General features: G+C 68.4%; 11 protein-coding genes. 3 read left to right on the top strand and 8 right to left on the bottom strand.

Going from position 1 to position 20,806, the window contains the following annotated elements; translation table 11 throughout:
* Positions 1–39 precede the first annotated feature (39 nt).
* From OC534_RS17580 to OC534_RS17570, 3 genes are read right to left on the bottom strand one after another with little or no spacing between them, the layout of a single operon-like run.
* A complete protein-coding gene (locus OC534_RS17580; RefSeq protein WP_026071018.1) occupies positions 40–1,761 on the bottom strand; it encodes an alpha-amylase family glycosyl hydrolase in 1,722 nt (573 codons plus the stop codon).
* Positions 1,761–3,248, bottom strand: a complete 1,488-nt coding sequence (locus OC534_RS17575; protein ID WP_262072281.1) for an MFS transporter — start codon at positions 3,246–3,248, stop codon at positions 1,761–1,763. The genes OC534_RS17580 and OC534_RS17575 overlap by 1 nt, the downstream gene beginning before the upstream one ends.
* Positions 3,245–5,470 carry a Six-hairpin glycosidase-like protein gene (locus tag OC534_RS17570; protein ID WP_262072280.1) on the bottom strand — a complete coding sequence of 742 codons (2,226 nt, stop codon included), beginning with the start codon at positions 5,468–5,470 and terminating at the stop codon, positions 3,245–3,247. The genes OC534_RS17575 and OC534_RS17570 overlap by 4 nt, the downstream gene beginning before the upstream one ends.
* Positions 5,471–5,749: 279 nt before the next feature.
* Here OC534_RS17570 and OC534_RS17565 point away from each other — a divergent pair, with 279 nt between their 5' ends.
* A complete protein-coding gene (locus OC534_RS17565) occupies positions 5,750–7,786 on the top strand; it encodes a glycoside hydrolase family 97 protein (protein WP_262072283.1) in 2,037 nt (678 codons plus the stop codon).
* Positions 7,787–8,032: 246 nt separating this feature from the next.
* The gene (locus tag OC534_RS17560; protein WP_017356712.1) at positions 8,033–10,792 is read left to right on the top strand and encodes a TonB-dependent receptor; all 2,760 of its coding nucleotides are present in this window, start codon (positions 8,033–8,035) and stop codon (positions 10,790–10,792) included.
* Positions 10,793–11,144: 352 nt separating this feature from the next.
* Here OC534_RS17560 and OC534_RS17555 read toward each other — a convergent pair whose 3' ends face one another.
* Positions 11,145–12,758, bottom strand: coding sequence for an alpha-glucosidase (locus OC534_RS17555; RefSeq protein WP_136006106.1), 1,614 nt, complete (start codon positions 12,756–12,758; stop codon positions 11,145–11,147).
* 192 nt (positions 12,759–12,950) lie between these two features.
* On the opposite strand from OC534_RS17555, the gene OC534_RS17550 reads away from it, so the two are divergent.
* Complete coding sequence (locus OC534_RS17550; RefSeq protein ID WP_017356714.1) at positions 12,951–13,949, top strand: polyprenyl synthetase family protein; 999 nt, start codon at positions 12,951–12,953, stop codon at positions 13,947–13,949.
* 57 nt (positions 13,950–14,006) lie between these two features.
* Here the strand turns inward: OC534_RS17550 and OC534_RS17545 are convergent, their stop codons facing one another.
* From OC534_RS17545 to OC534_RS17530, 4 genes are all read right to left on the bottom strand, one after another.
* Positions 14,007–14,801, bottom strand: coding sequence for a dienelactone hydrolase family protein (locus tag OC534_RS17545; protein WP_262072279.1), 795 nt, complete (start codon positions 14,799–14,801; stop codon positions 14,007–14,009).
* Between the two features lie 446 nt (positions 14,802–15,247).
* The gene (gene murD, locus OC534_RS17540; protein WP_136006595.1) at positions 15,248–16,657 is read right to left on the bottom strand and encodes a UDP-N-acetylmuramoyl-L-alanine--D-glutamate ligase; all 1,410 of its coding nucleotides are present in this window, start codon (positions 16,655–16,657) and stop codon (positions 15,248–15,250) included.
* The gene (gene murL / locus OC534_RS17535) at positions 16,638–17,990 is read right to left on the bottom strand and encodes a UDP-N-acetyl-alpha-D-muramoyl-L-alanyl-L-glutamate epimerase (RefSeq protein WP_017356985.1); all 1,353 of its coding nucleotides are present in this window, start codon (positions 17,988–17,990) and stop codon (positions 16,638–16,640) included. The genes murD and murL overlap by 20 nt, the downstream gene beginning before the upstream one ends.
* Before the next feature lie 33 nt (positions 17,991–18,023).
* Positions 18,024–20,627, bottom strand: coding sequence for a bifunctional aspartate kinase/diaminopimelate decarboxylase (locus OC534_RS17530; protein ID WP_136006593.1), 2,604 nt, complete (start codon positions 20,625–20,627; stop codon positions 18,024–18,026).
* Between the last annotated feature and the right edge of the window lie 179 nt (positions 20,628–20,806).

The raw sequence follows: 20,806 nt of genomic DNA, 5'->3' as shown, positions 1-20,806 counted from the left end.
GTGCGGGGGCGCCCATTGTACCTGCGGGCGCCGCGCGGCTTAACGGGCCAGCCGGCGGGTTCTGGCCTGCTGGTCATCGACCGCCCGCTGCAGCTCGACCTCCAGCGCCTTCTGGGCAACCGGCGCATCGAGCACGAACACCCGTACACCATGCGCGGGAACCTCGGCCTTCAACGTCGCCCCCACCTCGATGGTGCCCTGCCCCAGCGCATCGCGCCACGTGCCGGGCTGCAGGTAGCGGCGCACCTCGATGCGGCGCGCGGCATCGCCCTTGTTGAGCAGTACCAGCGCCGTCTGGGCAACATCGCCGTGCTGCAGCACACGGTAGAACACGGCTTCGTCGCCCTGCAGACGTTCGTTGACCTGCAGGCCACGCTGCAGCGCCGGGGTTGCCTGGCGCAGGCGGGCGATACGCTGCAGCGGCCCGAAAATCGGACTCTGCGGCGCGGCGTCCACCCGTGCCTGGCCGAAGTACGCACGGTTGCCGGCGTGTTCGGCGCGGCTGCGCATGAAGCCGGTTTCCGAGCCGTAGTACAGCACCGGGATGCCGCGCGCGGTGAACAGCCAGTTGTGCGCGTCGATGAAGCCGTTGTCGGTGGCATCCAGCCGCGCCATGTCGTGGTTGTCGTAGAAGCTCATCAGCGCATACGGGTTCGCGTACGGGCCGCCGAGCAGGTGCAGCGGTTCGGCCAGCGCCTGGAAGCCCTTCTGCTCCTTGCCGAATACCGACGACATCGCCCCGCGCAGCGGGAAGTCCAGCACGCTGACATTGGCGTTGGCAGGCCAGGTGTGCTCGGCAATCCTGCCGGCGTCGTAGTCGAAGGCCTCGCCGAACATGAACATGCCCGGGTGCTCGGCGCGGATGCGGTTGACGAACGCATGCCACCAGGGGTGCGGCAGCCAGCCGATGGTGTCGATGCGCAGCGCGTCCACGCCCTGCGCGGCCCACTGCAGGTAGGCACCCACCAGATAGTCCATCACGGCGGGATTGTGCTGGTTGAAGTCACCCAGCTCGGCCAGGTTGCCGTCGAAGATCGAGCCGTCCTTGCCGTCGACGGGGCCGACGGTGTTGTAGAACCTGTGCAGCGGGACGTGCGCCGGATCGAGCTGCGGCGGCGGCAGGTTCTGGTGGTCGGCGATGAGGGTGCCGTCCTTGTCGAAGATCTGGCCGAACTGCGGCTGCTTCACCGGCATCGTCCAGGCCGGGGAGCCGTGGTTGGCGACGATGTCCAGCACCACCTTCAGGTCGGCGTCGTGCAGGCCGCGGGTGAGCCCGGCGAAGTCCAGGTCCTTGCTGGGCAGGTGCTCATCGACCCTGTAGAAGTTGACACCCCAGTACCCGTGGTAGCCGGTCTTGCCGCGGTCGGTGAGCGTGCTGGTGCAGCTGATCGGCTTGCTGCCGGTGAAGGCCTCGTCCGGGTTGTCGACGATGGGGGTGATCCACACCGCGCCGAAGCCGAGGTTGCGGATGTACGCCGCGTTGTCGAGCACGCCCTTGAAATCACCGCCCAGGTAGCCGATGTTGCCGTCCACCTTGTCCGCGCACGGCACGGGAATGTCGAAGGTGCGGTGCTTGCCCCCCTGGTCGCGGTGGTCATTGGACGGGTCGCCGTTGACGAACCGGTCGGTGACCACGAAATACACCGCGTCGCTGGCGAAGGGCTCCAGCGTGCCCACGTACTCCGGGCGGCTGCCCGCCCACGCGGCGTTGCTCAGCAGCGCCAGCGTCAGGCCCAGCGACAAGGGGGAATACGCACGCATCAGACAATCTCCTGGTGGGCCGGCACCCGCAGTACGCACAGCCCGGCAATGAACAGACTCACCCCGCCCAGCACCAGCACGTGCATCGGCTCGCCGCCGAGCCACACGCGCAGGGTGAAGCCGAGCGCGGCAGCCGCGACCAGCTGGGGAATGACGATGAAGAAATTGAACAGGCCCATGTAGATGCCCATCTTGGCGGCCGGTACGCTGTCGGACAGCAATGCATAGGGCAACGACAGGATCGACGCCCAGGCAAAGCCGACGCCGACCATCGACAGCAGCAGCCAGCGCGGATCATCGATCAACATCAGCGAGATGAGCCCCAGCCCGCCCAGCCACAGGTTGACCAGGTGGCTCCAGCGCAGGCCCATCCAGCGGACCATCACCGGAATCAACAGGGCGGCCAGTGCCGCAAAGCCGTTGTAGGCGCCGAACAGCACGCCCACCCAGTTGGCGCCCTCGTTGTAGGCGGCCGTGGCCGGATCGCTGGAGCCGAAGTGGGTACCGGCCACGGCGGCGGTGGTGTAGATCCACATCGCGAACAGCGCGAACCAGGAGAAGAACTGCACCCACGCCAGCCGCCGCATGGTGCGCGGCATGGCGCGCAGGTCGTCGACGATGACAGCCAGCATGTGCCGTCCGGGAACCACCCGCGCCACGCCCAGCAGCAGGCCGTAGGCCGCGCACAACCCGGCCAGCACGTAGAGCATCTTGTCGCCGTCACGCCACGCGATGGCCATCGCCAGCGCGACGCCGAGTGCGATCCACGCGCCGATCCGGCTCCACGCCGGCGGACCGGTCAACGGCGCGCTCTGCTGCGCGGCAGGCGGTTCGGCGTCGTCGAAGCCGGCCAGTTCCTGCGGCGAATACTCGCGGGTGCTGAACACCGTCCACGCGATGGACGCCAGCAGCACCGCGGCGCCGAAGTAGAACGCGTAGCGCACGGTCGGCGGCACCTCGCCGGCAGCGGCGGTGTTGGCCACGCCGAAGTGGGCCAGGATGAACGGCAGGAAGCTGGCGATGATGGCACCGACGCCGATGAAGAAGCTCTGCATCGCATAGCCGGTGGGGCGCTGTCGCGGCGAGAGCTTGTCGCCGACGAAGGCGCGGAACGGCTCCATCGAGATGTTGATGGAGGCATCCAGCACCCACAGCGTACCGGCCGCGATCCACAAAGTGGGCGAGTTCGGCATCACCAGCAGCGCCAGCGTGGTGAACACCGCGCCGATCATGAAGTACGGGCGGCGGCGGCCCCAGCGCGTCCAGGTACGGTCGGACAGGTAGCCGATGATCGGCTGCACCAGCAGGCCGGTCAGCGGCGCGGCGATCCACAGCCCGGGCACGGCATCCATCGGTGCGCCCAGCGTTTCAAAGATGCGGCTGGCGTTGGCGTTCTGCAGCGCGAAACCGAACTGGATGCCGAGGAAGCCGAAGCACATGTTCCAGATCTGCCAGAACGACAGCGTTGGCTTGGCGGTGCGGCTCATCGCACGACCTCCGCGTCGCCCGCAATCGGCGCGATCAGCAGTGCGCTGACGGTGGCCGCGTTGAGCATGCCATCGCGCCCGCCCTTGCCGCCGTTGTACTGGGCGAAGTGCTCCAGCGCGCTCATGTTGAAGCCCTGCGCCAGGCTGAACCGGCATCGCCCCCTGGGGAGGTCGAACTCGGCGGCGGTGGACTCCTGCGCGCCAACGCTGTGCGGCATCGCCAGCGTGGCGCGCTGCGCCGGCTGGCCCGCGCACTGCACCTCGAGCTGCTTCACTGCCGCGGTGACACCGGTGTTGATCGGGCCGTTGGGGTTGTCGTAGCGCAGCCGTACCCGCACGCGCGTCGGCGCGGGGGCGGTCCAGGTCCATGCGGCCGCACCGGCCAGACGCTGCTGCGGACCCACGCAGGTGGTCGGGCTGTGCAGCGATTCCAGGGCACCTTCGCGCCGGGTGAGGCTGAGGCAGTGCTGATGGCCGTTGTCGGTGAGGGTATGCGTGGTGCCGCCCACCGGCATGCCGTCCTGCCATAGCTGGTGATGCGCAGGAACCACGACCGTCCAGGTCTTGCCCCGCTTCTGCGGCCGGGGGGCGGCCGGCGTGGCGGGAGCGAAGGCGCTGGGGTCCGCCTGGTCGGGGCGGAACGCGGACGCGCGCGGCGTGTCTCCTGCCGATGCTGCCGCCGGCGGGTCGGCGAGCGGTTCGAGCTGTACGGTCACGGTGTTGCCCTTGCGCACGATTTTCTTCGCCACCAGCAGCGCGCCGTCCAGTGTGCGCGGACGCTTGAGAACGTAGCGGGTGGTGCCGTCGTCGAGTTCGATGCTGCTACGCGCGCCGAACAGTTGGGGCACCAGGGCGACGGGCAGCTTGGGGGCCACCGTGCCGTCGGCCTCCACGCCGAACACGCCTTCCAGCACCATCGAGAGGTAGCCGGCCACCGACCACAGCTGGCGCGGCGAGTTGACCACCGGGCCGCTCAGCGCGCCTTCGTCCACATGCACGGCCAGGCGGCGCATCTCGTAGTTTTCCATGTTCGATCCGGCCAGCGCGCTGCCACGCATCAGCGACTCGATCTCCAGCCGGATGCGCGCGGCATCGTCGACGCGGCGTGCGGCGCGCAGCGAATAGGCGCTCACGAACGGCCACACAGCGCGGTTGTGATAGATCGGCTGCTGCGCTTCCTGCGGCCAGACCACCGGGCTGCCGCCCTCCACCACCGGGTAGTTGGCCAGCGCCCGGCGTGCACGGTCGGCCGGGAACACATCGGCCAGTACGCCCAGCGACATCCCCAGCAGGTCGTACTTGGCGTAGGGCACCGGGTGCGCGGCCTCGCCGATGTAGCTCATGTACATCCCGGCGTCCTCGCGCCAGAAGCGCGCGTCGATCTGCCGGGCCAGCGCGTCGGCCCAGGCGGCGTACGTCACGGCGCGTTCGTCGCCCACCTCGCGCGCCATTTTCTCTGCCAGGCGCAACGCCTGATAGTGCAGCACGTTGGTGGACAGCGCGAAGGAATCCCCGATGAAACGGACGTCCTCGCGGGTCCAGTCCGGGTAGGTCTGTTCGCGCCAGTCCAGGAATGAGGTCTCACCGCGGTACAGCCCCACGCGCGCATCGAACACCATCGCGCGGTCCTGCGCCAGCGTGGCCTGCAGTGCCTCCCAGGTCTGGCTGGCGAACGGGGTACTGTCGAGCAGCCCGCGCGCGGCCAGGAACCAGACCACCCGGTCGCTGCTGATCGGCCAACTGCCGCCGGACCCGGTGTCCTGGGCCACGAACAGACCCGGGGTATGCCCGTCGCGGGCGGCGGAGAGTTTGAACCGCAGGGACTGCCGGGTGCGCACCGGATCCAGCCGCGACAGCGCCAGGTCGGCGGCGAAGCTCACATCACGCGTCCATACGTAGGGCCAGCGCTCGCCGGTCTGGAAGCAGGCGCAGGGCACCGGGTTGCCCTGGTTGAAGGCGGGGTCGCGGATCGCCTCGACGCGGTCGGCCGCAAGCTCCTGCTGCGCCAGCGCGAACAGCGCATCGAACATCACGCTGCCGGTCTGGCTGCGCATCGGCTGGGCACCAATGGCGACCACGGTCTGCCCGCTGGACAGGCGGAATCCGCCGTCGGCAGCCACATCCGCGCGCGCCGTGCGGCCATCAAACGTCAGGTCGGCCGCCGCAGCGGTCGACATCATCGCCGCCCCAAGGGCCGCGGTCAGGCAGATCATCTTCAGCATCGAAGCGGCGGACCGGCTTGCGCCCGTCGGCCTCCCTCCCTCTTTGCACGCGTTGTGGTTCCCCTGCACCGGCTGCCCGGCCCGGGGGTCGCGGCCCCCTCCCAGGGTGCCTGTCCTCATGGTAGACGGCACGCCACGGCGCGCGCCTGCCTGCATACGTATTCATGCCGATGCAGCGCACCGACCGGCCGGGACGCGGGAATCGCGTGGCTATAGTCCAGCCTGGTTCCGGCCACCTTGGGAGGGGAAATGCCGACGAAACTGCTTTCACCGCGCGGCATGAACGCGCACGTCTACCGGCTGGGTGCGCTGCTGGCGCTGCTGGTGGCCACCGCGGCCGCCTGGGCTGCGCCGATCACTGTGGCCAGCGTGGAATCACCCGGGAAGGTGCTGCGCGTGTCGCTGCAGCTCGATGGCGGCATGCCGACCTACCGGGTGGAGCGCCTGGGCGAGACGGTGCTGGCCGAGTCCCGGCTCGGTTTCCAGCTGCGTGACGGACGGCTGGACCGCGACCTGTCCCTGCTCGGCCAGAGCACGCGCAGTGCCGACGGGCAATGGGAACAGCCGTGGGGCGAACGTCGCTTCGTGCGCGACCACTACAAAGAAGTGACCGTGCAGCTGGGCGAACGCAGCGGCGCCCGGCGTCGCATCGATCTGGTGTTCCGCGTCTACGACGACGGTCTTGGCTTCCGCTACCGCTTCCCGGAGCAGGCAGGCATGCGCGAGGCGATCATCGACGAGGAACTGACCGAGTTCGTCATCGCCCCCGAATCAACCGCGTGGTGGATCCCGGCCGGTGAGCCGATCCACTACGAGTACCTGTACCAGCGCACGCCGCTGGAGCAGGTGCCGGTGGTGCATACGCCGATCACCCTGCGCAGCCGCGACGGCCTGCACGTGGCGATCCACGAAGCGGCGCTGGTGGATTACGCCGGCATGTGGCTGCGCCGTACCGAAGGCCAACGCCTGCGTGCCCAGCTGTCGCCGTCGGCCGAGGGATGGAAGGTGCGCCGCACCCTGCCCTTCGATACGCCGTGGCGCACCCTGCAGATCAGCGACCGGGCCGGCGGGCTGGTCGAGTCCGACCTGATCCTCAACCTCAACGAACCCAATGTGCTGGGCGATGTGAGCTGGGTGAAGCCGTCCAAGTACCTCGGCGTGTGGTGGTCGATGCACCTGGACAACGAAAGCTGGGCCACCGGCCCGAAGCACGCGGCCACCACCGCCAAGACCCGCAAGGTGATCGACTTCGCCGCCGCACACGGATTCCGCGGCGTGCTCGTGGAGGGCTGGAATCCCGGCTGGGACGGCAACTGGGTGGGCAACGGCTACGACTTCGACTTCACCCGCCCCACCGCCGATTTCGACATCGAGGCGCTGGCCGCCTATGGCGCGAAGAAGGGCGTGCACCTGATCGGCCACCACGAGACCGGCTGCGCGATCGAGCATTATGAAGACCAGCTCGGTGCCGCGCTGCACCTGTATGCGCGGCTCGGCGTGGATGCGTTCAAGAGTGGCTACGTCTGCGATGACGGCCAGGTGGACCGGCGCAATCCGGCCGGCGGCCCGCTCTGGCGTGAGTGGCACGACGGCCAGTTCATGGCCCGCCACCACCTGAAGGTGGTGCAGGAAGCGGCAAAACGACACATCGCGGTGAACCCGCACGAGCCGATCAAGGACACCGGCCTGCGCCGCACCTATCCCAACTGGGTGTCCCGCGAGGGCGCGCGTGGCATGGAGTACAACGCCTGGGGCCAGCCTCCCAATCCGCCCGAACACGAAGTCAACCTGGTGTTCACCCGGATGCTGTCCGGGCCGATGGATTACACCCCCGGCATCCTCAGCCTGAAGGGGCGCGGCGGTCAGGCCATCCCCAGCACGCTCGCACGGCAGCTCGCGCTGTACGTGGCGATCTACAGCCCGATCCAGATGGCGGCCGACCTGCCCGAGCACTACGAACAGCATCGCGAGGCGTTCCGCTTCATCGAAGATGTGGCCGTGGACTGGGACGACAGCCGTGTGCTGAACGGCGAGGTTGGGGACTACGTCACCCTGGTGCGCAAGGACCGTCACAGCCGCGACTGGTACCTGGGCAGCATCACCGACGAGCACGGCCGCGTGCTGCCGGTGTCGCTGGGGTTCCTGGAACCGGGAGTGCGCTACCGCGCCGAAATCTACCGCGATGGCGAGCGCGCCGATTACCGCAGCAATCCGTTCGCGTTCGAGCGCGAAACACGCGAAGTGACCAGCGCCGATACGTTGAGCATCGTTCTCGCGCCGGGCGGTGGCCAGGCCATTCGTTTCACGCCGTTGTGAACGACAACCGCGGCAGCGCGCACCACGCCTGACCGGGCGTGCCGGCCGCTTGCCCGGCACGCCCCTTCATGACGCATCTGTAATCGCTTACAGCCGCTGAAATTCCATTGAATACGTATGCAGGGTGATTCCCGCAGCGGATGCCCTGCCTACCATAGCCACGCAGTCAACGGCCACCGCGCCGCGACGCTCCCGGGTCCTCCGGGCAAACACAAATCGATTGGCAACATTGCCTGGGAGGGGAAAATGTTGAACCGCAAGCGCAGCGCGCTGAGTCTCGCGCTGGCCGTCGCCCTGACGCCGTTGATGGCGTCGGCGCAGACCGCCGAAACGGACACCACCACACCGAAGACCGCGACCTCGGCCACCAACCTGGACACCGTGCAGGTCACCGGCATCCGCCGCGGCATCGAGAACGCGATCGCGATCAAGCAGGACGCCACCTCGGTGGTCGAAGCGATCTCGGCCGAGGACATCGGCAAGCTGCCCGACGTGAGCATCGCCGAATCGCTTGGCCGCCTGCCCGGCCTGGCCGCCCAGCGTGTGGCCGGTCGCGCCCAGGTGATCAGCGTGCGCGGCCTGTCCCCGGACTTCGCCACCACCCTGCTCAACGGACGTGAGGTGGTCAGCACTGGCGACAACCGCAGCGTCGAGTTCGATCAGTACCCCTCGGAACTGGTCAATGGCGTGGTGGTCTACAAGACCCCCGATGCGGCACTGGTCGGCCAGGGTCTGTCGGGCACCATCGATATGCAGACCGTGCGCCCGCTGAGCTTCGCCGACCGCGTGATCGCCATCAGCGGCCGCTACCAGAAGAGCTCGCTCGGCAAGGCCGCCAACGTGGATGCGTTCGGCAACCGCTTCAGCGCCAGCTACATCGACCAGTTCATGGACAACACCCTGGGCCTGTCGATCGGCTATGCGCACAGCGACAATCCGATCCAGGAAAACCAGGTCGGCCTGTACGAGCCGTGGACCACCGAGCATACCGACAACGGCAACCGCCCCGGCCTGGCCCCGGGCACCGCGTTCTCCGACGGCATCAAGGCGCTGCGCCGTACCGGCAACAACAAGCGTGACGGCTACATGGCCACCGTGCAGTTCCGTCCGTCCAACACCTGGACCAGCACGCTCGACGCCTTCCACACCGAAGCCGAGCAGATCGATACCGCCAACCAGTTCGAGCTCAACCTCAGCAACTACAACGGCGGCTACACCCCGGGCCTGCTGATCACCAACCCGCAGGTGAACGCCGACGGCACCTTCACCGGTGGCACTGCCACCGGCGTGTACCCGCTGGTGCGCGGTATGTACAACCAGCGCAAGGACAAGATCGACGCGTTCGGCTGGAACAACGAGTTGAACTTCGACGGCATCAAGGTGGTTGCCGACGTCAACTACTCCAAGGCCACGCGCGACGAGCTGAATCTGGAAAACAACCTGCAGCTCACCCCGATGCCGCAGCTGGATTCGGTGGGCGTGGTGGTGAACCCGAACGGCTTCTCGCAGATCCGCCCGGGCCTGGACTATTCCAACCCCGACGCGTTGTTCCTGACCAACACCATCTACGGCTCCGGCTACGGCAAGGTGCCGCAGGTGGAAGACCGGCTGAAGGGCGCGCGCCTGCAGGCCACCTTCGCCATGCCCGAGGCGCTGGACTGGTTCTCCGACCTGGACGTTGGCGTGAACTACGCCGACCGCCGCAAGGAAAAGACCCAGGCCGAAGGCAACATCCTGCTCGGCGCACAGGGTGATGCGAACATCGAACGCGACCTGCAGTACGCGCCGGTCAACCTGGGCTTTGCCGGGCTGGGCTATATTCCGGCCTGGAACGTACCGGGCGCCGTCTCGCGCTACATGACGTTCAATCCGGTCACCAATCTGGACTACCTGATTCCCAAGTCGTGGGTGGTGCAGGAGAAGACCACCACGGCGTGGCTGCGCGCCAACCTCAACACCGACATCGGCGAGGTGGGCGTGCGCGGCAACATCGGTGTGCAGATGATCCGCACCGACCAGAGCTCGCAGTCAAACTACTTCGACCGCTCGCGCCCGGCCGGCCAGGAAGTGCTGCCGATCGACGCCGGCAAGACCTACACCGACTGGCTGCCGAGCTTGAACCTGGTCTTCATGTTCCCGCACCAGCAGACGCTGCGCTTCGCCGCCGCCAAGCAGGTCGCGCGCCCGCGTGTGGACCAGATGCGCGCCGGCCTGGAGTTCGGTGTGGATACCGCCACCGGCAAGCCCGGCGGCAGCGGCGGCAACCCTCTGCTCGACCCGTGGCGCGCCAACGCGATCGACCTGTCCTACGAGAAGTACTTTGGCGAGAAGGCCTACGTGGCCGCGGCTGTCTTCTTCAAGGATCTGAAGAGCTACGTCTACACCCAGTCGGTGGATGACTACGACTTCAGCGACCTGCTGGCCAGCTACGTGATTCCGCCGGGCATGAGCGCCCCGCTGCTGACCACCGGCACCTTCTCCGCACCGCAGAACGGCCAGGGCGGCAAGCTGAAGGGCCTGGAGCTGACCGCCTCGTTCCCGCTCGAGATGCTCTCCGACAGCCTGCGCGGCTTCGGCATCCAGGCCGCTGCCACCTTCAACGACAGCGACATCAAGATCCTCGACCCGGAAAGCGCGTCCAGCGTCGGCAGCGATCCGATCAGCCTGCCGGGCCTGTCCGAACGCGTGTACAACTTCACCGCGTACTTCGAGCGCAATGGGTTCGAGGCCCGCATCAGCCAGCGGCGGCGCTCGGACTTCATCGGCGAGATCGGCAACTTCAACGGCAACCGCACCCTGCGTTACGTGGTGGGCGAGAACGTGACCGATGCGCAGGTGAGCTATACCTTCGCCGACAGCAGCAGCCTGCACGGGCTGACCCTGCTCCTGCAGGGAAGCAACCTGACCAACGAGCCGTACCGCACCTATGCCGGCACCAAGGACAAACCGCTGGAGTACGTCGAGTGGGGCCGGACGTACATGCTGGGTGTGAACTACAGGTTCTGATTCCCGCGCAGCAACGTTGACGAGAACCCGCTGCCTGGCAGCGGGTTTTCTGTTTTCGGCGAACGCGGAATCTTCGCAACCCCGCCAGACAGCGCCGAGCCCTCGGCTGTCGCACCGTAGAGCCGGGCTCTGCCCGGCTGCCGCGCGACGCGCGGGATGTTCGATGCCGGGGCGAAGGGCAGCCGGGGCAGAGCCCGGCTCTACAGGCGACGCGCGGGATTTTTGGCGCCGGCACGAAGGGCAGCCGGGCAGAGCCCGGCGCTACGGGGATGTCGGGGTTGTCGCTGCCTGCCGGGCCAAAAAAAGGGCGGGGCACGTGGCCCCGCCCTCTCAATACCACCGGAAAAACGTGTCAGTCCCTGCGCGCGCAATACATCGACTGTGCCGGCAATGTCAGCTCGCCCGCCGCTGCGGTTCCCACGTCCGGCCCCGGCACGTGCAGCGGCTGCCACTGGCCCGCCGGCAGCGCCACGCGCGCCGTGTCGGCCGACAGGTTGAACGCCAGCAGCAGCGTCTCGCCGGCATGGCGACGCTCGAACATCAGCACCGGCTCGGCCGTCTCCAGGAACGCGATGTCACCCACCAGCAGGGTCGGCATGGTCCGCCGCCACGCCAGGAACTGGCGGAATGCGTTGAGCACCGACTGTGGATCGTGGCTCTGCACGGCTACCGCCGCCGCCTGATGCTCGGCCGGAATCGGCAGCCACGGCGTGCCGGTGGTGAAACCGGCCAGTGGCGCGTCGATCCACGGCATCGGCGTGCGGCAGCCGTCGCGGCCCTTGAAGTTCGGCCAGAAGGTGATGCCGTACGGGTCCTGTAGGGCCTCGAACGGGACGTCGGCCTCGCCAAGCCCCAACTCTTCGCCCTGGTACAGGCAGATCGAGCCACGCAGCGAGCACAGCAGCGCCACCAGCAGGCGCGCCAGCCGCGGCTGCGCCGGATGCCCGCCCCAGCGGGTCACCGCACGCTCCACATCGTGATTGGAGATCGCCCAGCACGGCCAGCCCTCGGTCATGGTCGCTTCCAGCCGCGACACGGTGTCGCGGATGTAACCGGCGCTGAAATCCTTCACCAGCAGCTCGAAGCTGTAGCCCATGTGCAGGCGGCCAGGCGCGGTGTACTCGGCGGTGGTGGCCAGCGAATCCTCGGCGGAAATCTCGCCCAGACTCACCGTCCCCGGGTACTCGTCGAGCAGGCCGCGCAGGCGCTCGATGAAGCCCAGGTTCTCCGGCTGCGTGTTGTTGTAGTAGTGGTACTGGTAGGCGTACGGATTGTCCGCGCTGAAGCCCCGGCCCACCCGCTGCTCCAGCGGCTTGGCCGGGTTGTCGCGCAGCTGCGCGTCATGGAAGCAGAAGTTGATCGAGTCCAGGCGGAACCCGTCCACGCCGCGGTCCAGCCAGAACCGCACATAGTCCAGCGTGGCCTGCTGCACGGCCGGATTGTGGAAATCCAGGTCCGGCTGGTCGGCCAGGAAGTTATGCAGGAAATACTGCTCCCGGCGCGGCTCCCACTGCCAGGCCACGCCGCCGAAAATCGACATCCAGTTGTTGGGCGGGGTGCCGTCCTCGCGCGGGTCGGCCCACACGTACCAGTCCGCCTTGGGGTTGGTGCGGTCCTGGCGGCTCTCGCGGAACCAGGCATGCTCGATCGAGGTGTGGCTGAACACCTGGTCGATCATCACCTTCAGGCCCAGCGCATGCGCCTTGGCCAGCAGGCGGTCGAAGTCGGCCAGGGTGCCGAACAGCGGGTCCACATCGCGGTGATCGGCGATGTCGTAGCCGAAGTCGGCCATCGGCGAGGTGAAGAACGGGGAGATCCAGATCGCGTCCACGCCCAGCGCGGCCACGTAGTCCAACCGGTCGATGATGCCGGGCAGGTCGCCCACCCCGTCGCCGTTGGCATCGAGGAAGCTGCGCGGGTAGATCTGATAGATGACGGCGCCGCGCCACCAGGGAATCTGCAACATTTGAGGGCCCCCTCCGGGCTTCCAGGGCACCCGATCCGGGGGCCAGAACATACCCGCCAAGCTTAGCGGCGGCCCTGCCGGGATGGCGCTGCATGCATACGTATTCACGCCTGCGGCCGCCCCGGGCGGTCTTCGCGGGCGGAAGACGGCCGCAACGCCTATAATTCGCTGTACGCCTGAAAGTCAGACCGCATGACCATCACCGAAGACACCCGCCCCGCGCTGGGCCTGCCCCAGATCCAGTCGCTTGCCGCGCCCGACATGGCCGCCGTCGATGCCCTGATTCGCCGCCGACTGTCTTCGGATGTCGTCCTGATCAACCAGATCGCCGACCACATCATCTCCGCCGGCGGCAAGCGCCTGCGCCCGATGCTGGTCATGCTGGCCGGCCACGCGGTCGGCCAGGCCGGGCCGGAGCACCACCAGCTGGCAGCGATCATCGAGTTCATCCACACCTCGACCCTGCTGCACGACGACGTGGTGGACGAGTCCAGCCTGCGCCGTGGTCGCAGCACCGCCAACGCCCTGTGGGGCAATGCGCCGAGCGTGCTGGTGGGCGATTTCCTGTACTCGCGCAGCTTCCAGCTGATGGTCGAGTTGGACCGCATGCCGGTCATGCGGATTCTGGCCGACACCACCAACCGCATCGCCGAGGGCGAGGTGCTGCAGCTGCTGCACGTCCACAATCCGGACACCGACGAGGCGGCCTACCTGCGCGTGATCGAGCGCAAGACCGCGGTGCTGTTCGCCGCCGGCACCCGTCTGGGCGCGCTGGCCAGCGGCGTGGACGAGGTCACCCAGCAGGCGCTGTACGACTACGGCATGCACCTGGGCTACGCCTTCCAGATTGCCGACGATGTGCTGGACTACTCGGCCAACGCCGACGAACTGGGCAAGAACCTGGGCGACGACCTCGCCGAGGGCAAGGCGACCCTGCCGCTGATCCACGCGATGGCACATTCGGATGCGACCACCCGCGAGCGCCTGCGCGAGATCGTGCAGAACGGCGATGCCGAGGCGATGCCGGAGGTACTGGCCGCCATCCACGCCACCGGCGGGCTGGACTACAGCCGCCGTCGGGCCGAGGAATATGCCGACGCCGCCGAGCGCGCGCTCGACGCCCTGGCCGACAACGATGCCGTCGCCGCCCTGCGCGGTCTGGCGCGCTACGCGGTGCAGCGCTCGCATTGAGGCAAGGTGGGCCGACCGCGGGTCGGCTGCACCGCGCATCGCGCCGGCCGGCTCCCCTCAGCGACGCTCGAAGCGCTCCTCGAAGAACTCGTCCAGTGCCTTCCAGGCACGCCTGGCGGCGCGCGGGTTGTACAGACAGCCCGGCGGACTGTTGGCGTCGGACTCGGCAAAGCAGTGCACCGCGCCGCTGTAGTTGGTGAACGTCCAGTCGACCTTGGCCGCGTTCATTTCCTGCTCGAAGCTGGCGATGTCGTCCTTGCTGACGCCCTTGTCGTCGGCACCGTTGAGCACCAGCACCGAGGGATGCGTGCCACCGGCCTTCGCAGGCAACGGCGAACCCAGCCCGCCGTGCAGGCTGACCACGCCGGCCAACGGCGCACCGGCGCGCGCCATCTCCAGCACCGTGGTGCCGCCGAAACAGAAGCCGACCGCGCCGATCCGGGCGGCGTCCACCGGCGCCTTGCCGGCCTGCGCCTTGAGCACCTCGATCGCCTTCAGCGCGCGTGCGCGCAGCACCGGCCGGTCATTGCGGAGTTTCGTCGCGACCGGTCCGGCCTCGGCATCGGTCTTCGGGCGCACCCCCTTGCCGTACACATCGGCGACCAGCACCACGTAGTCGTCGCCGGCCAGCTGCTTGGCCTTGGCGATCGCCGAGTCGTTCACACCCTTCCAGTTGGGCACCATCACCAGACCGGGACGCGTGTCGGATTCGCTGTCGTCGTAGACCAGCACGCCGCTGAAGGTGGTGCCGTCCAGGCTCCACTCCACCGGCTGGGTCTTCATCGCCGCCATCGCCGGCAACGCGGCCATGCCCAGCAGCATCGCCGCACCCCACTGCCATCGCCTGTTCATTCGCCTGCTCCTCGGAAGAGAATCCCGACTATACGGCGCGAAGCCGCAACGTCACGTAGAGCCGGGCGCAGCGCGGGGGCGCGTGGCCGGACCCACGTAGAGCCGGGCGCTGCCCGGCTATCGCGCGCAGCGCGGGGGGTGCGTGGTCGGACCCACGTAGAGCCGGGCTCTGCCCGGCTGTCGCGCGCAGCGCGGGGGGTGCGTGGCCGGACCCACGTAGAGCCGGGCTCTGCCCGGCTGTCGCGCGCAGCGCGGGGGGGGGCGTGGTCGGATCGGAGAGCAGCCGGGCAGAGCCCGGCGCTACGGGGATCACGCGCGGTGTGAGAGGCGCCTGGCCGGACCCACGTAGAGCCGGGCTCTGCCCGGCTATCGCGCACAGCGGGGGGGTGCGTGGTCGGACCGGAGAGCAGCCGGGCAGAGCCCGGCTCTACGGGGGAGCGCTGCGCTCAGGCGATGCCGATGCCCGGGATCGCGGTGATCTGGTCGGGGTCGAATCCGGCCAGTTCGGCGAAATGCCGGCCGCGGGCGACATAGTCGCGGTATACCCCGTAGCTCGGTGCGCCGGGCGACATCAGTACCACCCCGCCCTGCGCGCCCAGTGCAGCACGCGCCAGGCGCATCGCCTCGGCCAGGTCGGTGGCCGCATGCAGGCCGAAACGCCCCTGGTCTGCCAGCGGCTGCAGCAGATCATGGATGCGCGGCCCGTTGGCCCCCATCGTCACGATCTCCACCGGCGGCACGTCATGGGCCATGTGCTGCACGAAGTCGTGCCAGTCCAGACCACGATCATGCCCGCCCACCAGCAGCGCGATGCGGCGGCCGGCGAAGCATTCCAGCGCCGCCAGACTGGCATGCGGTGTGGTGCTGATGGAATCGTTGACGAACGTGACGCCCTCGCGGCTGCCCACCGTCTGCAGCCGATTGGGCAACGGCCGGAACGCCTGCACCGACGGCGCCAGCGCCACCGCATCCAGCCCCAGCGCTTCGACGGCGGCCAGTACCGCGCACAGGTTGCCGCGGTTGTGACGCCCTGGCAACGGCGTGCTGGCGGTGTCGAACACGGCCTGCCCGCCCCGATGGACCACATCGCCGCGCATGTGCCAGCCCTGCGGCTGGTTGAACCACACCACCTCGCTGTCGGGCAGCGACAGCGCGGCCAGGTGCGGATCGGCGGCATTGAGCACCGCGATGCGCGGCGCAGCCTCGGTGACCAGCCGCAGTTTGTCCTGGATGTAACGGGCTTCGCTGCCGTGCCAGTCCAGGTGCTCGGGGAACAGGTTCAGGATGACCGCCACCTGCGGATGCACGCCGCTGCGCGCCACTTCGCCGGTCTGGTAGCTGGACAGCTCCACCGCCCAGTACCGCGGCACCGGCTCCGGATCGAGCACTTCCAGCAGCGGCAGGCCGATGTTGCCCACCAGCGCAGTCGGCGCGCCGGAGGCACGCAGCAGATGCGCCAGCAGCGAGGTCGTGGTGCTCTTGCCCTTGGTGCCGGTCACGCACACCGTGTCGCGCACGGTGCCATCGGCATCGGCGTGCTCGGCGAACCACAGCGCGGTGCCGCCGATGAACTGCGTGCCCTGTGCGGCAGCGGCCTGCGCGACCTCCCCGTACGGGCTGATCCCCGGCGATTTGATCACCAGCTCGAACGCCCCCAGCGCCTCGCCGCTGACATCCGAACGCACCTGCAGCGCGCCGTGGGTCTCCTCACGGGCAGCGGCGGCTTCGGCCTCGGGACAGAACAGCGTCAGCGGCAGCGACGGCAGCCGCTGCTGCAGCACGCGGAAGGCCGCACGGCCTTCACGGCCCCAGCCCCACAGCGCGACCCGCTTGCCCTCAAGCTGCGAAATCCGCACGCAGGCGCTCCCAGATCGCCGCCGGAATCCGGTGTTCGCCTTCCAGTACCAGCAGCGGCTCGACCTGCAGTTCGCCTGCGTCGAGGTGCGGCTGGATCTCCTGGATGAAACGCTTCACCAGCGCGTCTTCGCTCCATTCCGGGCGCGCGGCCAGGGTCGCCATCGCCGCACGCGATTCGCGGCCTTCGCCGACGCATTCGAACGGCTTGTGGTCCTGGAATTCCAGCAGCGCATCGAAGCCGCCGGCCTGGTCGGCATCGTCCAGCAGGTTGCGGCCGAAGATGTTCACCAGGCGCGGCTTGGGCATGAACGGCGCCAGCGCCAGGAACACGAAGTGGCACTTCGGGCACACCCCGCACCAGCGGTTGACCGGGCGTTCGCCGAGGATGTGGAAGTTGCGGTTGCAGCTGGAGAAGTGCGCGTCGTAGAAATCACTCTTGGCGAACTGGCGTGCCACCGCCAGCTCCGACAGCGGCCGCAGCAGCGAGTAATAGTGGAGATCGGCGGCGATGTGCGTTTCCACATGCTCGCCGAACGCCTGCTCGAACGCCCAGCCCTTGGACCACTGGTGGTTGACCTCGCCGGTGCCCGGAATCTGGCTGCCATAGCTGGCCGAGCGCTCGTTGGAGAACACCACCTGGTCCACGCCCTGCAGCAGCGCGGCCAGCACCATGATCATCGAGTTCACCGCAGTGACCGGGATATGCCCGTTCCACGCGCCCTGGCGGTTCAGTTCGAACAGCTCCGGGGCCAGCGTGCGGCCGATGTTGAGGATCGGCAGGCCAGTGCGTTCGGCGCAGGCGCGGATCAGTTGCGAACCGCCGATCCAGGTCACCGTCTCGGCGATGCCCAGCGTGCGCAGGGCCTCGATGCTGACCAGCGAATCCTTGCCGCCACCGATGGCGACCAGGGCATGCTCGCGCAGGCCCAACGCGGGCGCGGCCACCGGTGCGCCCTCGACCGGCAGGCGGAACCGCCCGCGCAGGTTCAGGCCATTGCGGTAGGCGAACTCACCCAGGCCGTTGAGGTAGACCGTTTCCACCAGCGCGGCGGTGGCCGCGTCGATGGCATAGCTGTCGATGCGCACCTGGTCCGGCACGCCGGCCTTGTAGTAGCTGACGCCGGCAATCAGGTGCAGCAGCCGCAGCGCCTGCTGCACGGCCTCGGCGCGGGCACCGTCGAGCACGAACGGGGCGCCCGGAATGGTCACCGTCTCGATCAGCTCGGGGCCGTCGTCGAAGGCGTAGACCAGTTGCGCCACGCCCGTGTCCGCCGCGAAATCGCAGCGGACGAAGCGGAAAACGGCAACCTGGTGTTTATCGAAAGCAGTCATGGTGTATCCGGTTCAGAGGGCGGCAGGCGGCAATCAAGGCACGTCATCGATGACGTCCTCGCGCGGCAGCTCGCGCTGGTTGTAAGTGTTGGCCATGACGTAACCGTAGGCGCCGGCATCGGCGATCAGCATCACATCGTCCGGGGCGGTCGACACCGGCAGGCGGCGGCGCTTGCCGAACACATCGCTGGACTCGCAGATCGGGCCGACCACGTCGAAGGCGGCCTCCGCATAGCCACCGAGGCGGCTGAGGTTGTCGATGTCGTGCCAGGCGTCGTAGAGCGCCGGGCGCATCAACGTGTTCATGCCCGCATCCAGGCCCACGCGGCGAACGCCGTCCTTCTCCACCACCTGGGTGGCGCGGGCCAGCAGCACGCCGGATTCGGCCACCAGGTAGCGGCCGGGTTCGATCGCCAGGCGGAACGCCGGGTGCACCGCCTTGACCTCGGCCAGGCCAACCGCCCAGGCCTCCAGGTCGAACGGCTCGTCGTCGGCGCTGTACGGAATCGGCAGCCCGCCGCCGATGTCGATGGTTTCGATGCTGCCGATGCGGCGCGCGAAACCGGCCAGTTCATCGCACATCAGGCGCCAGTGCTGCGCGGTTTCCACGCCGCTGCCCAGGTGCGCGTGCAGGCCGACCACGCGGGTGCCCAGCGCGGTGGCCAGACGCACGAATTCGTCCACGCGCGCGATCGGCAGACCGAACTTGGACTCCTTGCCGCCGGTGCGCACCTTGGCGTGGTGGCCTTCGCCACGGCCCAGGTCCACGCGCAGCCACAGCTCGCGGTTGCTGAACAGTTCCGGCCAACGCTGCAGCGCTTCCACATTGTCCAGGGTAACGGTCACGCCGAGCGCGAAGGCGGCCTCGTACTCGGTCCGCGGTGCGAAGCTCGGGGTGAACAGCACACGCCTGGGTGACAGCGTGGGCAAGGTGTTGAAGACATGCTTGAGCTCGCCGTGCGACACGCACTCGAGACCGAAACCCTCCTGTTCGAGCAGTGCCAGGATGGCCGGGTGCGAGTTGGCCTTGATCGCGTAGTAGCGCTGGTCGATGGCCTTGATCGCGGTCAGCGCGCGCGCACGCGCACGCACGGTCGGCAGGTTGTACACGTAGCGCGGCGTGCCGGCCTGGGCCAGCGCCAGCAGGTGCTCGCGCTGCCCACGCCACCACGCGGTTTCGCGCGCGCGGACGGTGCCGGCGATCTCGCGCCAGCGCGGGCCGAACACTTCGCCCTCCTCCACCGGCATCGCGCCGCTGTCGATCAGCTCGGCGTGCAGGATCGGCAGCAGGCCATCGGCATCGGACTCATCGATCACGAAGGTCAGGTTGAGGTCGTTGGACGACTGCGAAATCATGTGCACGCGCTCGCGGCCGAACGTGGCCCACACGTCGGACAGCTTGTGCAGCAGCGAACGCATGCCGCGGCCTACCAAGGTGATCGCCGCGCACGGCACGATCACCTTGACCTTGCAGATCTGCGACAGGTCCGCCGACAGCGCGGCCAGCACGTCGGTGTTGACCAGGTTCTCGGACGGGTCAAGCGACACGGTGACGTTGGTCTCGGCCGAACCGATCAGGTCCACCGACAACCCATGCTTCTTGAACAGCCCGAACACATCGGCCAGGAAGCCGACCTGCTGCCACATGCCGATGCCTTCCATCGACACCAGCACGATGCCGTTGCGGCGGCTGATCGCCTTCACGCCCGGCACCGGTGCGGCATTGCCGTCGATGCTGGTGCCCGGCAGTTCGGGGCGCTCGGTATCCAGGATCGCCATCGGCACGCCGGCATCGCGGCAGGGCTTGATCGAGCGCGGATGCAGCACCTTGGCACCGGTGGTGGCGATTTCCTGGGCTTCGTAGTAATCCAGCCGGGTCAGCAGGCGCGCATCGGGCACGTCCTTCGGATTGGCACTGAACATGCCCGGCACGTCGGTCCAGATCTCCACGCGACTGGCACCGAGCAGCGCGCCGAAATAGGCCGCCGAGGTATCCGAGCCGCCGCGGCCAAGAATGGCGGTACCGCCGTCGGCATGCCGCGAGATGAAGCCCTGGGTGATCAGCATGCGGGTGGGCTGTGCGTGGAAGCGCGCGGCCCAGGCAGCATCGGCGCGCCACTGGCAGTTCACCGACAGGCGCTGCGACCACTCGCTCTGGTTGGGCTGCGGCGGCAGGGCATCGAGCCACTCGCGCGCATCCATCCAGCCGAAATCCAGGCCGCTGGCGCGCAGGTAGGCCGCGCCCACCGTGGAGGACAGCAGTTCGCCCTGGCCCAGCACGTCGGCCTGCCAGTCCAGCGGCCGCGTCGCCGCGCGCGGATCGTCGAGCAGCCCGGCCAGCGCAGCCAGCCGCGCGTCGAGCGCGCCCGCCTCCAGCGACAGTTCGACCAGGAACTCGCGATGGCGGGCGACCAGCGCGTCCACACGGGCACGGCTGTCGGCGGCGCCATCGGCGATCGCGGTCAGCTCGTTGGTCACCCCGGACAGCGCCGAGACCACCACCAGCACGCGCGAGCCGGTTTCTTCCGCACGTTTTTTCGCCAGCTTCCCGATCGTGTCCCAGCGGTGACGACGCGACACGGAGGTGCCGCCGAACTTCAGTACGATCCAACGATCGACAAGGGGGGAAGCTGACATGGAGGTAATGGGGAAGTCGTAGTGAGGGGATTCGCCCGGCACGCCGGGCCGAACCCCCGATTCTATGCCAAGCCCGGGCCGTGCAGGGCCGGCGTGCGGCGGCCCTGACGCATTCATGCCCGGCGCGCCGCCGTCGGCCCGGCGCGGGTTGGTAAGCTGCGCACCCCTTTGCCCCTGCC

The organism is Stenotrophomonas sp. Marseille-Q5258 (assembly GCF_946900935.1).
Taxonomy (GTDB): Bacteria; Pseudomonadota; Gammaproteobacteria; order Xanthomonadales; family Xanthomonadaceae; genus Stenotrophomonas; species Stenotrophomonas nematodicola.
The sequence above is the reverse complement of the archived record's forward strand: the minus strand, read 5'-3'. Positions and strand labels throughout refer to the sequence as shown.

What these genes read in the sequence shown, in the direction of transcription:
- OC534_RS17580 (WP_026071018.1), bottom strand. Translation starts at nt 1,761, where the DNA reads ATGCGTGCGTATTCCCCCTTGTCGCTGGGCCTGACGCTGGCGCTGCTG.
- OC534_RS17575 (WP_262072281.1), bottom strand. Translation starts at nt 3,248, where the DNA reads ATGAGCCGCACCGCCAAGCCAACGCTGTCGTTCTGGCAGATCTGGAAC.
- OC534_RS17570 (WP_262072280.1), bottom strand. Translation starts at nt 5,470, where the DNA reads ATGCTGAAGATGATCTGCCTGACCGCGGCCCTTGGGGCGGCGATGATG.
- OC534_RS17565 (WP_262072283.1), top strand. Translation starts at nt 5,750, where the DNA reads ATGAACGCGCACGTCTACCGGCTGGGTGCGCTGCTGGCGCTGCTGGTG.
- OC534_RS17560 (WP_017356712.1), top strand. Translation starts at nt 8,033, where the DNA reads ATGTTGAACCGCAAGCGCAGCGCGCTGAGTCTCGCGCTGGCCGTCGCC.
- OC534_RS17555 (WP_136006106.1), bottom strand. Translation starts at nt 12,758, where the DNA reads ATGTTGCAGATTCCCTGGTGGCGCGGCGCCGTCATCTATCAGATCTAC.
- OC534_RS17550 (WP_017356714.1), top strand. Translation starts at nt 12,951, where the DNA reads ATGACCATCACCGAAGACACCCGCCCCGCGCTGGGCCTGCCCCAGATC.
- OC534_RS17545 (WP_262072279.1), bottom strand. Translation starts at nt 14,801, where the DNA reads ATGAACAGGCGATGGCAGTGGGGTGCGGCGATGCTGCTGGGCATGGCC.
- murL (WP_017356985.1), bottom strand. Translation starts at nt 17,990, where the DNA reads ATGACTGCTTTCGATAAACACCAGGTTGCCGTTTTCCGCTTCGTCCGC.
- OC534_RS17530 (WP_136006593.1), bottom strand. Translation starts at nt 20,627, where the DNA reads ATGTCAGCTTCCCCCCTTGTCGATCGTTGGATCGTACTGAAGTTCGGC.